The organism is Mycoplasmopsis gallinacea, from assembly GCF_012220205.1.
Taxonomy (GTDB): Bacteria; Bacillota_I; Bacilli_A; order Mycoplasmatales; family Metamycoplasmataceae; genus Mycoplasmopsis; species Mycoplasmopsis gallinacea_A.
Window position 1 is genome coordinate 838,308 of record NZ_CP047225.1, and the last position, 15,198, is coordinate 853,505.

Consider the following 15,198-nt stretch of genomic DNA (forward strand, 5'->3'; position numbering starts at 1 on the left):
GTCAGATTCAAAATACTAATATAAAAATAGCTCAAATAACAATTATTATTCAAGTTTTACTTAGCTTGTCTTTATTTAAAACAAAGGTTAATATAACTGAAAAAATGCCACTAAAAATAAATAAAAGATTAAAGGTAAACATAAATAAACAAAAACTACAAAGTGCATAAAAAAGCAATAAATACACTATCCCAGGATTAAGAAACTTTTTAATTTTTCAATTGTTCTTAAACCAATTCCTGGTATTTGCAAGATTTCATTTCATGATGATACAATCTCGTGTTTTAATCTGTAATTAAAAATCATAGTAGCGTATTTTTTAGATATATCTGCAATTTGTAAGTCTGCAATGCTTTTAATATCACTTCATCTAAGTTTGTAATTGCGAAATGGAACATATATCTCTGTATTTTGTGGTGCAAACTTTTTAAGATCAAAATTATCAATATTAGAATTTTCAGTTATTCCTGTTTTAAAAAATAATTCTTGATAACTTTGTGGCTTGTTAAAGTAAAAAACTCCTTTATTTAAAACTGCTCCAGAGATAATGTATCGATAGTGACTAGTTTCTTTTTGCTTGAAATTCAAAGTATTAATTCATTTTGGTATGAAACAAATGATTAAAAAAGCAATTATTAAAATTGCAATAAAAATTAAAATTTTATAATTTAACTTTTTCTTCATCTACAATTAATATAAAAAAATAGTGCAAAAGCACTAAAAATGAACTTTCACACTATTTTTTAAAACGATCTAGAGAATCATTAAAAATATCATCAATTTCTTCTTCATCTGCTAAGTATTCATCAAACAAATATTCATTGTAGCTATAATGTTGCTTATTTTGGTTTTGATCTCAAAAAGCAATTTCATATAAACCACCATTATTGTGTACTGAATAATAAATACCTTCGCTATCAAGTAAATTTTCTAAGCTAGTTTTTAATGCTCCAGTACCTTTACCAGTTATAAAATGAATTTTTTGAACTTTTTCAAGCTTAAATTCATAAATAACATTAGAAACTACTTTAATTAAATCTTCAACTTCTAAGCCGTGTAGATCAATAATTTTCATTAAATAACCTCAATTCCAGCGTTTTTCATTAATTCTAAGGCATTACTATGCATTTTTTCTCGATTGTGAGCTGGGGAATCAAATGTATCTACAAGGTCTCTATAAACAATGATTTTGATATGATCACCAAGTTTGTTAAAAAATGTTTTAAGGGTTAAGCAAAATTGTAAAATGCAAATATCAGTGCAGCAACCAACTACTTCAATAGCATCATATTTTTGTAATTTTTTGACCGGAAAATCTCAAAAACCATTAGTAGTAGTTTTATAAACAATATTTTGTTCTAAAACAAATTCTTGAAGCTGATTGTCAATTTCACTTTCATAAGTCCCTTTTAAACAGTGAATTGGATAAACTTGCATTTCTAAATCATATTCAGAATGGGCATCACAAACAAAGAAAATGTCTTTATTATCTGGTTTTTTAGCAAGAAAATTAGCAATTTTCGGTGTTAAATTTTCAATGTTTGGATCATATAAAGCACCCTGGTTGGTAAAACCATTAATCATATCAATTACTATCGTTGCTTTTTTAATCATTTTGTTCCTTTTGGCAATTTGGACAGTAACTAGTACCTCTTCCGTTTGGTTTAAAATCTAATTTCACCTTTACAATAGTAGCTTTTTTACATCTTGAGCAAAGTTGATTTGCTTTTCCATATACTTTAAGCAAATCTTGATATGAACCACTTGTGCCATTAACTGAAGCATAAGTTCTAACGCTACTTCCGCCCAATTTTAAGGAAGTATCCATAATTTCGTGAGCATTAGTAAGCAATTCTTTTAATTTATCAAGTGAGATAGTGTTGCATTTTTGCATTGGATAAATTTTTGAAGCAAAAAGAGCTTCATCAGCATAAATGTTACCAATTCCAAGCACTAAGCTTTGATCGAGCAAGATTGACTTGATGCTTTTATTACGTTTTTGAAGCTTTTTATGCAATTCTTCAGCATCTACTTCTCCTGGTAATTTAGCTAAATTTTTAATCTCTTCAAGCGATCTTTGATCTTCTTTTGGAATAATTTCAAATGATCCAAACATTCTTGTGTCATTGTAAGCAAGAACTGAATTATCATCTAAGAAAAAGTAAATATAATCATGCTTATAGTATCTATTTTCAACTACTTTTAAATCTCGAACGTAGTATTTTCCTTCCATTCTTAAATGTGAAATCATTCTTGAATTATCATCAAAAGAAAATACAATAAACTTACCAATATTGTCAATATTGATAATTTTTTTACCTGTAAGAAACTTCTTAAATTCTTCTTCAGTAGCATTTTTAATAAATTTGTCTTTAACTACTTCTACTTTAATAATTTTTTTATTTTCGATAAGGTTTTGTAGTGTTTTTCTCACTACTGTAACTTCTGGAAATTCTGGCATAGAATAAATTATAATAAATTGTTTATAAACTAAAATTTATTTTCTTTTTTATTCATTTTATCGGTATAGTTTATAATTTTTTTAAGAGGTAAAAAATGGATAATTACGGTAAAAAAATTAAGGAAAATGTAAAAGAATGAAAGGCTAATTTATTAGACTTAACCCTTAGAAATAAAGCTTTAAATTTTAAAGGCAATAAACAAGGAATTGAGTTTAAATATGAGGACTTAAATTTAATTTTAGACGTACTTTTTGATGATAAAAAACTTAAATTAAATCCAATTCGAAAACAAGAAAAAAATTGAATTGAAACTTTTGATAATCTTCTTGAAATAGATAACAATCCATCTAACTCAAATAGCAAAGGGACTACAATTGATGTTGATTTAACAAAAAGCGATTTAAATGTAACTTTTTCTTCAATGTATAGAAAACAAGAGCTTTTTAACACTGAATACTCAATTGATATTTCATATTTAACAGTTGGTATGCTTTTGTGAAAACCGGATCAAGAAGATGATAAGCTTCTTGATTCTCCACTTGTTTTTATTCCTGTTAAATTTGATAAAAACAAAAACAAAGATTGCTTTGTATCGCTTAAAGATAGTGATTTAATGCTTAATGATAGTTTAATTCAAAAAATCCTTTTTGAAAAAGGAGTAGATTTAAGTTATGAATTTGACTCTGAAGAATCAATTAACGAAAGAATTGAAAAGTATTTTGCTTTTGTGCAAGAAAAGCTTCCTAGCTACACTATTAAAAGAGAAATTTGAATTAGTTTATTCCAATTCTCAAACATTTTTATTTATAAAGATTTAGAAACAAATGAAGAAAAATTAATTCAAGATCAGCTTGTTGCCTCGCTTTTTGATGATGAAAAACTTGATATGTCACCAGTTGAAGTTTCAAAAGAAGAATTAGACCTTAAAATTGGCGAAGATGGATATTACCACCTTCTTGAAAGCGACAGCTCACAAGAAAAAGCTATTCATATTGCGTTAAAAGGTAAAAGTTTCGTGCTTCAAGGGCCTCCAGGAACTGGTAAAAGTCAAACTATTGTTAACATTTTAACTGAGTTTATTTCTCGTGGTAAATCTGTGCTGTTCGTCGCTGAGAAAAAAGCTGCTCTTGATGTTGTATACAACAAATTAGAAGAATTAAACTTAGCCAATTGAGTCGCAAGGCTTCATTCAATTGAAAAAACAAATAAAAAAGAATTCTTACAACAATTAAGTGACAATCTTACACTGAGAGAAAAAAGTCAAAAAGTAGTTTCACAAAGATATACAGATCAACAAAAAGAAAATTACAAAGAGAACCTTAAAAAACTTAATTCTTACTTTAAGAAAATTAGTTACTCCATTTGAGAAGAAAAAACTTTATATGACATTTTAAATTACTACATTTTATTAAAAGAAACACCAATAATTGAATGACCATGAAATTATGATTTTTCTTTTCTTGAAAATTCAAGTTACCAAAAAATTCTCGAGCAATTAAATCATCTTGAAAAGCTTGTGAAAATTGGTTATGACTACACCATTTTTAACAACTTAAAAATCACAGAGCTTCTACCAGTTGAACAAATTAAATTTAAAAACTTAATCTCTGATTTTCTTGAAGTAACCAAAACTTACCCAGAGACATATTTAGAAAAATTGCTTAATACTTTCTTATTTGAGCAAAAAATTTATCGTAAAAATCCAAATTACTTGCAAATTAACAATCTAAATAATTTAGCATTTTTAAAATCTATTTCTGAAAACATCAAAATCTTTATTGATAATCAAGATATTTTAGAAAAATTTAGCGATCCTTCAAGTTTATTAAAATTTAACTTAGAAGAATTTAACTATTTTTATGAAAACAAAGGGTTTAAAAAATGATTCTGCTTTGGAAAATTGGGCCAAACTAAGAAAAAATTAATTTCGCTTTTAAAAGATAAAAAAGAATTCAAAATTATTGCTGAAAAAGCTCATAAAGTGATTAATTCATTTAATAAATTTATCACCTTGCACAATGAATGAGAAATGGATCAATTTGTCTTTTTCGAAAATAATGTAGATGCTTTAATTAATAAATTAGATAGCTATTTATCTAATTCAATGGACTTAAATGGAACTAGAGATGAAAAACTTTTCAACTTATTATTAGAGCTTCAAAATTACTTTATTTATGAATCACCAATTAACGTTTCTTCATTTATGTCCCAAATTAGTGCTCAATTTAATAATATTGACAACATTGATACATATATTGAATACAACCAATTACGTAAAGAAATTGCTCAAAGTAAAATTGAGCAATTCGTTAAACGTGTGCATATTGCTAATTTAAATCATAGCTCGCTCATTGATTTATTTAATAAGTCAATTTACCATTTAATCCTTAAAAATGAGTTCTATAAATTAAATAATGAAATTCCAGATTTAAATTACATCCAAAACCAATTTAGAGAGAATTTTGAAAGAATTAAAGAACTTGCTTCTGAGTTAATTAATGATAATTTACTTCAAAAATTACCTTCTAGTGGTTCAATTTACGAAAATAACGTTGAATTCCAATTCCTTAAAAAGGAAATTAATAAAAAAACTAGACATTCTTCAATCAAACAAATGTTTGAGAAGATGCCAAATTTAATTTACAACTTAAAACCAATTTTAATGATGTCTCCACTTTCTGTTGCTGCCTTTTTTAAAAACAACGACAAAAAATTTGATTTAGTTATCTTCGATGAGGCTTCTCAAATTAAAGTAGAAACTGCTATTTCTTCAATTTTAAGAGGTAAACAAGCTATTTTAGTTGGTGATCGTGAGCAACTTCCACCTACTAACTTCTTTAATAAATCGATGGATAATGCTGAAAATGAAGAAGATGAAGAACAAGAATTAGAATATGAAAGTTCAAGTAGAGATTATGAGTCAATTTTAGACTTTGTTTCTACTAAATGATTCGATCTTTCACTTGAATGACACTACCGTTCTAAATTTGATGAATTAATTCTTCCTTCAAATAAAGAAATTTATCAAGATAAACTTATTGCTTTCCCGAATAATACCTTGCCTCAAAAATACCAAGGAATTACACTTGTAAAAATTGATGACGGAATTTATACAAATTCTAAAAACGAAAAAGAGGCTCAAAAAGTTATCGAAGTTTTAGATGATCTTTTAAGAAATAATCCTAATGCAAATTCAGTTGGAATTATTGCTTTTAACAGTCAGCAACAATCCCTTATTGAGAAAAAAATTAATGCTTATTTAAATGAAAACCCTGAATTTTTAGATAGATTAGTATTTAACGCTAAGGAAAAACTATTTGTTAAAAACATTGAAAATGTTCAAGGAGATGAAAGAGACTTTATTATCATCAGCTCCGTAATTGGTCCAAATGAAAGAGGGACTGTAACAAGAAATATTGGTGCAGTTAGCTTAAAAGGTGGTTATAGAAGGTTAAATGTTTGCTTTACTAGAGCAAAGGTTGGGTCTATTTTAATTACTTCTGTTAATCCTGAAGATATTGATGTTTCAAATGCTTCTAACCCAAGAGGATGATTATTCTTCAAAGATTACTTAAATTTCGCTAAAAACAAACACATTCAAAATGATTTTTCTTCATTAGATGAGAAAGGTAAAGAATTTAAGATTTCATTTGTAAAAGAGCTTAGTGAACTTATTAATTCTTGAGGATTTGAAACCAAAATTAAAGTAGGTATTTCAAACTTCAAAGTTGATATTGGAGTATTTAGCAAAAAAGATCCTAATAAATTTATTTGCGCTATCGAATGTGATGGAGATAGCTACAAATACTCAAAATCAACTAAAGATAGGGAATATGTACGCAAGAAAGTTTTAGAATCAAAAGGATGAAATGTTTACCGTATTTGAGCATCTAATTGATTTAGAAACAAAAAAGACGAAATGAAAAAACTTAATGATGCAATTTTAAGATTTGAAAATAACCAACCTGCTCTCGAAGTGCAATACCAAGTCTCAAAAGAAGAAAAATTTGAACCGAAAATTGCAAAATATCAAACTAAAATTGAAAATAATAATATTGACATTTTTCCTAAAATGCTCACAAATAAAGAAATCATTGATCGTTTAGTCCTTGAAAATGGAAAAAATATTTTATATCAAACATTTAACGCTAATTTGGTTGATAAATTAGTTGAATACCTTCAACCAGTAAAAAGCAGCACCATTTCAAACATTTTAAATTACAAAAAAACTTCTGTTGATCGTTATTTAAATGATAAATATAATGCTCGCAAAATTAATCGCGATTATGAAGATTTCTTCTTCTTTGATTTTAACAGCATTTTCTTTAAAGACCGTAGATATAACATTGATTGAACTAAATTTACTATTGCACAGATTTCTTACTTAGAAGTAGCTCAAATGCTTTATAAATTAATTAAAGATATTACTTTGGTTGATCATAATCGTTTATTTAAACTTTACCTTGAATTTCTAGGATTTAAAAATGCAGGTGAAAAAATTAAAGCGAAATTTGACGAAGCTATTGAATTACTTATTAAAACTCGCAAAATTGAAAAAGTGCATCAAGATGATGAAGTAATGTACAAAGTGCGTTAATTGTAAAGAGCTTGCGCAAATGCGCAAGTTTTCTTTTGCCTAATTAGTGTGCATTTAAGGGGTAAAAATAAAACGCAGAAAAGTAATTTCTGCGTAAATTAATAAGCATTGATTTTGTTTTTAGCTATGTATCTGTTATATAAGTATGTCATTGGGAAAATTAATGAACCTAAAATTATAGAGTAAATAGGTATAACTATTAGGCCTTTAATAATAATTGGGAGCATTATTGTGACATATCTATCTCAAAGATTGATAAGAGGATCTTTTAATCAAAATTGTTTGTATTGAATATAAGCATATGGACCTCATAATCATCTTCCAATAACAACTACAATTGTTACTATAATAAAAGCGATAGCGAAGTAAGAAAGTTTAGGTTTATTTTTTCAAATTGAGTAAATTGAAACAAAAATTGTTCCAATTACAATCAGAATTGCTAATGCTATTAAAATGTATAAAGTAGTGACATCAATTGTTTTAAATGAGAAAATACTACTAATTTTAAGTGGACTCCCACCTTTTTTGGCAATTTGTTTGAAAACTACTGTAATAATTGCGCTAAATGAAGCGATAACAAAGATATTTCCAAGTATTAATGCGTGTTTTTTATTAATTCTAACTAAATCAAAGAATAAAGAACTTACAATAACAATTAATACTGGAACAATTGCATAAACTCAGTGTCATGAAGCGATCCCAGTTCCTTGGAACATAAGTGAAATAAAATCACCTATAAAAGCTAAGAAAGCTCCTTTGAAATATCTAAAGAAAAAGGCGAAAATTATGTAAAAAATGTATTCAAAATTAAGACCAATTTTCCCTAAATATGTGTAATGAGTAATCGCGGATACGATTAAAAAAATACCAAGCAGTATACCACTTAATGCAATTTCAAAAGTATTTAATCTTAATAAATGACTATTTAAAATTCTTTGAATAAATGATTTTTTGTTTGGTAAATTTTTTTCACTTGTTTTTTTTATATCTTTTATTTCGCTTCGGCTGTTCCTCGATTTTTCGTCTTTATCATCGTTTTCTAAATCAGCTTCAGCTTCTTTTTCGTTAATTGAATCACCTTCAGGTGCATGATCTGCAACTGTTGGGATTAAATAGATAACGTGATAAATAATACTTAAAAGAAAAACAGGGCTTGTAAGATATCCGAAAATAAAGCTTTTTTTGTATTGTTCATTACTTTCGACCTTACTTAAGTACATTCTCAATTTGTATGTTGTAAAAATACTTAAACCAACTGAGAATAAATAAAGAACCACCATTGATGTAATTAATGAACCTAATGTTGCATAATGGTGTCAAGTTAATTCTTTCCCTCCTTCAAAAAATGAAACTCATACCAAATAAATTGGTAATGCGAAAATCATAGATGTAAATGCAAATCCAATCATAGCGAAGAGTCTAAAATAACTTCACTTTTTAATGTGTTTGCTTGTATATTTTTGTTGATTTTTCATAGTTAAATTATAAACTATTTACTTTTATCCAATAGTATATAAATTTAACAAATTAACTAGAAAAAGCACCTGTTTTTAGCTTATTATATTCAGGATTTAAGCTGATTTTGTATATATCAATATTTTGACCAAAAGTATTGAGAATCTTGGTCAAGGTTTTTAAAATTTTAATTTCGTTATATTCGGATAAATTTTTTCCAATTTTTTCACCTTGAAAATCTGATGAGTTATCTTTTAGAATTTTCTCATCAATAATAAAGAACTTATCAATTGCAAGTTTATAGAAAAGAAGTGATGAATCAGTATAAAGATCCAAAATGTGTTCTTTGCTAAATTTTTTACAATTTGAATTTTTATAAGCAAGACCTATAACAATTTCGTCATCAATCTTGCTAAGGGGTAAAATTAGCTCAAATTTCTTATCAATAACATTTTCAATTGAGCTTTTTAATTCTTGATTTGGTGCTAATAAATTAAATAAAATTTTGTTTTTTGTTGTTTTTTCTTCCATTTTGACCTCACTATTAATATAAATAAACTAATTTTTTCTTAAAAAAGTAAACTTTTTTTATTAAAAAAATATAAATTAGAAAAGTCACACGCAAATTTAATGCGTGTGACTTTTTTGTGTCCATTGTGTAAAATAATAATGCTAAATAGAAAGGACACATTTTTATTATATGAAAAAATTAATAGATTTATCTAAACAAAATATTATTTGTGTAAAAAATAATGCTGAAAACTTCCGTCACTTCATCATCAAAGAATCTGATGATGAGATAAAACGTCTTCACTCAAATGTTTCGTCTAAAAGGTTGCTTAGAGATAAACAAATATCTATACTCTTAATGTGGGAAATTATTTTGAAAGTTCTATTGTTGAATTCAGTATCAAAAGCGGCGAAATATTTTGGTTATCAATCTAGAACGGTTAAGCAAAAAATGGAAATAATGATTGAAAAAAATGACTATCATAAAAGCCTAAAAAATAAAGTTATTTGCAAAATTTGCGGATCTAAAATTTTTATAACTAAATTTCTCTCGTTCAGAAAACTATCAAATCATTTGCTTAGTTATAAAACCAAAAGGTTAATGATAGTGTCAGAATCACAAAAAAATAAGTGAAGTCACTTTAAGAAATATTGAAACGATGTAACTAAAGAATTAAGAAAAAAAGCAAGCAAAAACTCTAAAAACATTAAATGTAAAATGTCTGTTAAGTTTATGATTAACTCGTTTAAACAAACAAATCAAAATGCTTTTTGTCCTACATTTAGCACAGTTTACAAAGCTCTAAAGCAACAAAGAATAAAACTTTCTTTTGACCCGCTTTTATATTTATCAAGAGGTGGTTATACAAAAACTACATTAAAGCAAGGTAAAAGGTCATTGATACACGCTAGAGACGTAAAATATAGACCTAAAGAAGCAAATTTAAGATTAGAAAAAGGTCATTTTGAAGCTGATACAGTAGTTGGTAAAAGAGAAGATAAGTTTGTTCTTTTCACACTTTTAGATCGTAAAACTAGAGAGTTATACATTGCTTTAACAAAAAGAGATGCAAAATCAATTAACAAAGCATTAAGGATGTTAATAAGAAAATACAATCTCGAAATAAAAACCTTAACAGTAGATAACGGTAGTGAAAACACACTTCTTCATAAAGTGGTAGGTAAGAAAAAGTTATTTAAATGTAAACCTTATGCTTCGTATCAAAAAGGTTCAATTGAAAATGCTCATAGATACATTAGAAGATTTATTCCGAAGGGTAAAAGTTTCAATTCACTCACACAAGAATACGTGTTTTGAATCAAAGAACAAATCGATGAATACAAAAGAATATTAGCAATAGAAAATTAAAATTAATATCAATAAATGCTAAGTTCAAGAATGATGACCTAAACCAAATTTATGTGAAGAAAAACTATTTTTTGTGTAAATATCAGTTTAAATAAGAATAGTCTTGTAATGACAGTCTTTTGTTACAAATACATTAATTGCGTTGGCACGCGGCCTTCTCTTCTTTTCTTTCGGAGAAAAGAAGCAAAAGAACTTCAAAATTCAAATTAATAGCAATAAAAGAAAGCTTGGTATTTAAGCGCTAAACTAGATTTTTGTGGTTGAAGCCCATTTGATGTGTAATGTCAGTTTATCGCTGTATTGTTCTATGTCTATCTTTTGTTACAGATTCAAAGATTGCGCTGCCGCACAGGCCTTCTTTTCTTTCGGAGAAAAGAAGCAAAAGAACTTCAAAATTTATAAGAAAACAAGCCACAAGGGCTTGCAATTTTGATTTTACCTTTGTCAGTATTTATTCATTTTTAGCTCTAATTTTTTTATAATTTAAACATTAAAAAAGCATTGTTATTTTTTTGACACTTAACTTGCGCGTCACTTTTCCAATTTTTATTTATTAAAAAAATCAAAATAGTTTAAAATAACTTCACTATGAGAAAAAACAATTTATTAACAACATCTACTAAAGATGCTGCTAAAGTTCTTAAAAAAGGTAATGTGTTCATGCTTGCAATTGGGCTTTTACTTGGAACAGTATTTAACGCTGTTGTGGCCTCATTTGCAAATGACATTTTAATGAATGCAATCAAAACACACTTCATGCCTAACGGAACATTAGACACTTGAGAAGTTTCAGGAATGCTTTTAGGAAAATTCCTTGGAACATTAATTCAATTTGCTATTGTTACAATTTTCTTATTTGTAGTGCTTGTTGGATACTTCATGATTTCTAACGCTTACAAAGCACACAAAGCTAAAAATCAACCAGTTGTTGAACCAGCTCCTGCCACTCCAACAACAGAACAACTTATCTTAGAAGAACTTAAAAACCTTAATAAAAACCTTGAAAATAAGTAAAAAATAACAAAATTCATCTTAAAAGGGGGTGAATTTTTCTTTTAAATAGCAATGGTAAAATGCTTATTTAAAATCGATTTAATTGTATAATTAAAATACTTTATAAAGTTTATGAAAAAAGGGGTAAAAATGTTAAAAATAATTAATCACCCACTCATTGATATCAAATTAACTAAAATGAGAGATAAAAACGCTAATCACGTGGATTTTAGGCAAAATCTTAAAGAAATTGGTTCGCTAATGGTGTATGAAATTATGCGTGATTATCAAAGTAAAAACGTTAAAGTGACCACACCACTTGATCAAGAATTCAACGGATTTGACTTTGATTCAGAAATTGTGATTGTCCCAATTTTAAGAGCCGGTTTAGGTATGGTGGATGGACTTTTAGAACTTATTCCTCAAGCTAGAGTGGGGCACATTGGTTTATACCGTGATGAAACTACTTTAAAACCAGTTGAATATTTTTACAAAATGCCTAATGTTTCAAAAGATTCAAAAATTATTGTGGTTGACCCTATGCTCGCTACAGGTAATTCAGCAGCTGATGCAATTGCTTCGCTCCAAAAAAACGGATTTAATGACATTGATTTAGTTTGTCTTGTTGGGGTAAGAGAAGGTGTTGATAATATTGAAAATAAATTTGGAAAAGATTTTAGAATTTTTCTTGCTTCACTTGATGAAAAATTAAATAGTCATGGTTACATTGAACCTGGTTTAGGGGATGCAGGTGACCGTATTTTTGGAACAAAATAATGACTAATGTAAATCAGAAAAATGTTTCAAATATAATTGCGAAAATTACATATGCGGCTATAACTTTAGCAATTGCATTAATTTTTAATTTTATAAGCTCGTATTTAAATATTTTTAATTTTCTTCAGATTAATTTAACATTAATTCCTATCTTCATTGCTTCATATATTCTTTCATGAAGATGGGCACTTGTTGTTTCAGCAATTAGATTTTTAATTTCGCCTTTACTTTTCAATTATTCAAATATGATTGCAGTTGAGTATGTAGGAAATTTGATCATTTTTTTAAGTCATACATTTTTTATAAGTTTTTATTATTTATGCTACAAGTTAGTTTGCAAAAGAAAATGAGATCCACATCTTAAATTTCTGCTTTCATCTCTTTTTTCAGTGCCACTAACAATTATCTTGCTCACTTTCTTAAATACATACATATTTAATGTCGTATACTTTTTTATATTAAATATATTAGATCATTTTAGCCTTAGCGAATTAATCGCAAAGTATCCAAACTTTAAAATTTTATTTTTTAACATAAACAATTACCACGTTGGTTCTTGAACCCTTTACACCGTTTTTAACATTATCAACTTATCAATTAATGTTTTTGTGATCTCACTTTTTGTGTTTCTAGATCGAAAAACAAAGATTTTCTCAAACATTAAATACAGAATACATGAATTACAATATTAGGAGATTTTATATGTCAAAAGATTTTGATTTTCAACAAATAGATAAAAAATGACAAGAAAATTGAACTAATTCAAATTACTTCGAACCTAAAAATGATTATTCATTACCTAAAAAATACATCTTAAGTATGTTCCCGTATCCAAGTGGAAGAATTCATATGGGTCATGTAAGAAACTATTCAATTGGTGATGCTATTGCTAGATATTACCGTCGGAGAGGATTTAACGTGTTTCACCCATTTGGTTGAGACGCTTTTGGACTCCCAGCTGAAAATGCAGCTATTAAAAACCAAATTCACCCTGGAGAATGAACTTACAAAAATATTCAGAGCATGGATGAAGAAATTAAAAAATTAGGTCTTTCATTTGCTTGAAATTACGAACTTATTACAGCAGATCCAAGTTACACTAAATGAGAGCAATTTATTTTCATCAAAATGTGAGAAAAAGGGTTAATTTACAAGAAAAAAAGCTCTTTAAATTTCTGTGAAGTTGATAATACCGTTTTAGCTAACGAACAAGTAGTTGATAATAAATGTTGAAGATGTGATAACGAAATTGTTCAAAAAGAAATGGACACTTACTACCTTAAAATCACTGATTATGCAGAAGAATTAGTGCAAGATTTAGAGATTTTAAAAAATCACTGACCAAATCAAGTTTTAACAATGCAAAAAAACTGAATTGGGATGAAAAATGACTTCAAAATCGATTTTACTTTAAAAACAAATGTTTCTTTAGAAAGTAAAATTTCAGTACTTGAAAGTGATTTTGAAAACATTCAAAATGCTGCAATGATTGCTATTAGTAGTAAACATCCACTTGTGCTAGAACTTATTAATCAAAATCTTTTAACTAAAGAGCAAATTCAAACAATTGAAAAAATTAATATCAATATTAATGCAAAAGATTTTTCAGAAAAATTATGCGTAGACCTTAAAATGACTGCTTTTAGTGATCAGTTAAATGATGCTCTTCCAATTTATGTAACTGATTTTGCAAGCAATAACCCTAATAAATTAGCTATGCTTGTTTCACTTGAAAACAAATCTCATGATGCTTTTGTGGAAAAAAATCAAATTAAAGTAAATACACAAGTATTTAACAAGATCAAAGCAAGTGACTTTGTTAAAGAAACACATTACAATTTAAGGGACTGAGGAATTTCGCGTCAAAGATATTGAGGAACACCAATTCCACTTATTAAGTGTGAAACTTGTGGTATTGTTCCTGAAGCAATTCAGTCGCTTCCAGTTCTTTTACCTAAAGATGTTACTTTTGACGGAAAAGGTAACCCACTTGATAAAGCTGAGCAATGAAAAAAAGTTACTTGTCCTAAATGTAAAAAAGAAGCTACAAGAGAAACTGATACACTTGATACTTTCTTTGAATCAAGTTGATACTTTTTAAGATATACCACACCAAATTCAATGCGTGATGATGTTCTTTTTGATAAAAAAGCTCTTAAATATTGAGGCAGAGTCGACGAATATATTGGTGGAATTGAGCACGCTATTTTACACCTTCTTTATTCTCGTTTCTTTACTAAAGCGCTTAGAGATTTAGGTCTTTGTGATATTAGTGAACCATTTGAAAACCTTCTTACTCAAGGAATGGTGCTTAAAGATGGTGCTAAAATGTCAAAATCAAAAGGAAATGTAGTTGAACCAAGTGAAATGATTGCTAAATTTGGTGCAGATACAACTAGATTATTTATCCTTTTTGCAGCTCCTCCTCAAAAAGAACTTGAGTGAAGTGATTCAGGAGTTAATGGTTGCTTTAAATTTATTTCAAGACTTTATAGTAAAACAGATTTAATTTTAAAAGACTTTAAGCTTTCTGATCATAGCTTTGAAAACCTTAGCTCTGAAGAGAAAAATGCACGTTACAAACTTTATTTAGGAATGAAAAAATCAATCGATACTTTCGAAGATCGCAGAAATGAGTATGCTTTTAACACTATTATTTCATGAACTATGGAAACTTTAAATGCTTATGAAAACATTGAAAATCCAGTGTTAATTAGCGAGATGTTCTATGTACTTTTAAACATCCTTGAACCATTTATCCCGCATTTTGCTTGAGAAATTTCAGATAAATACTTTAATTTAAAAAACTTAACAGATTTTAGAATTGATCAAAAAGCCTTAGAGCTTGATGAAGTTAAATACGGAGTTAGTGTTAATGGTAAATTTAGAGCTGAAATTTCAGTAAGTAAAAATGCTACTAAAGAGCAAGTTCTTGAAATTGCTAAAAAAGAAGTTGCAAAGTGACTTCAAGATAGCACAATTGTCAAAGAAATTTTTGTTCCAAACAAATTGGTAAATATTGTTATTAAATAATA

At 27.5% G+C, this 15,198-nt stretch carries 12 protein-coding genes; 6 read left to right on the forward strand and 6 right to left on the reverse strand.

Translation table 4 applies throughout. The features are described from left to right. Positions 1-186: 186 nt before the first annotated feature. From GOQ20_RS03380 to mutM, 4 genes are read right to left on the reverse strand one after another with little or no spacing between them, the layout of a single operon-like run. A complete protein-coding gene (locus GOQ20_RS03380; RefSeq protein ID WP_167845402.1) occupies positions 187-684 on the reverse strand; it encodes an MAG0490 family ComEA-like DNA-binding protein in 498 nt (165 codons plus the stop codon). 52 nt (positions 685-736) lie between these two features. After that, positions 737-1,075: a Smr/MutS family protein gene (locus GOQ20_RS03385; protein WP_167845403.1), complete on the reverse strand. Its 339-nt coding sequence runs from the start codon at positions 1,073-1,075 to the stop codon at positions 737-739. After that, positions 1,075-1,614, reverse strand: a complete 540-nt coding sequence (locus GOQ20_RS03390; protein ID WP_167845404.1) for a cysteine hydrolase family protein — start codon at positions 1,612-1,614, stop codon at positions 1,075-1,077. The genes GOQ20_RS03385 and GOQ20_RS03390 overlap by 1 nt, the downstream gene beginning before the upstream one ends. After that, positions 1,607-2,461, reverse strand: coding sequence for a DNA-formamidopyrimidine glycosylase (gene mutM / locus GOQ20_RS03395; protein ID WP_167845405.1), 855 nt, complete (start codon positions 2,459-2,461; stop codon positions 1,607-1,609). The genes GOQ20_RS03390 and mutM overlap by 8 nt, the downstream gene beginning before the upstream one ends. A 95-nt stretch (positions 2,462-2,556) precedes the next feature. Between mutM and GOQ20_RS04875 the strand changes: the two genes are divergently transcribed. Beyond that, positions 2,557-7,059 carry a DUF4011 domain-containing protein gene (locus tag GOQ20_RS04875; protein ID WP_167845406.1) on the forward strand — a complete coding sequence of 1,501 codons (4,503 nt, stop codon included), beginning with the start codon at positions 2,557-2,559 and terminating at the stop codon, positions 7,057-7,059. A 98-nt stretch (positions 7,060-7,157) separates the two neighbouring features. Here GOQ20_RS04875 and GOQ20_RS03405 read toward each other — a convergent pair whose 3' ends face one another. Both GOQ20_RS03405 and GOQ20_RS03410 read right to left on the reverse strand, forming a co-directional pair. Beyond that, on the reverse strand, positions 7,158-8,534 hold the full coding sequence (locus tag GOQ20_RS03405) for an ECF transporter S component (RefSeq protein WP_167845407.1): 1,377 nt from the start codon (positions 8,532-8,534) through the stop codon (positions 7,158-7,160). Positions 8,535-8,586: 52 nt separating this feature from the next. Then, the gene (locus GOQ20_RS03410) at positions 8,587-9,045 is read right to left on the reverse strand and encodes a hypothetical protein (RefSeq protein WP_167845408.1); all 459 of its coding nucleotides are present in this window, start codon (positions 9,043-9,045) and stop codon (positions 8,587-8,589) included. 169 nt (positions 9,046-9,214) lie between these two features. On the opposite strand from GOQ20_RS03410, the gene GOQ20_RS03415 reads away from it, so the two are divergent. The 5 genes from GOQ20_RS03415 (at position 9,215) to GOQ20_RS03430 (ending at position 15,196) form a co-directional block, all read left to right on the forward strand. Continuing rightward, positions 9,215-10,393: an IS30 family transposase gene (locus GOQ20_RS03415; RefSeq protein WP_167845067.1), complete on the forward strand. Its 1,179-nt coding sequence runs from the start codon at positions 9,215-9,217 to the stop codon at positions 10,391-10,393. Between the two features lie 588 nt (positions 10,394-10,981). Further along, positions 10,982-11,407: a large conductance mechanosensitive channel protein MscL gene (locus GOQ20_RS03420; RefSeq protein ID WP_167845409.1), complete on the forward strand. Its 426-nt coding sequence runs from the start codon at positions 10,982-10,984 to the stop codon at positions 11,405-11,407. A gap of 129 nt (positions 11,408-11,536) precedes the next feature. Continuing rightward, a complete protein-coding gene (upp, locus tag GOQ20_RS03425) occupies positions 11,537-12,163 on the forward strand; it encodes a uracil phosphoribosyltransferase (RefSeq protein ID WP_167845410.1) in 627 nt (208 codons plus the stop codon). Beyond that, the gene (locus GOQ20_RS04890) at positions 12,163-12,855 is read left to right on the forward strand and encodes an MPN527 family putative ECF transporter permease subunit (protein ID WP_371864732.1); all 693 of its coding nucleotides are present in this window, start codon (positions 12,163-12,165) and stop codon (positions 12,853-12,855) included. The genes upp and GOQ20_RS04890 overlap by 1 nt, the downstream gene beginning before the upstream one ends. Before the next feature lie 10 nt (positions 12,856-12,865). Next, entirely contained in the window at positions 12,866-15,196 is a 2,331-nt protein-coding gene (locus tag GOQ20_RS03430) for a class I tRNA ligase family protein (RefSeq protein WP_167845411.1), read from the forward strand. Positions 15,197-15,198 lie beyond the last annotated feature (2 nt).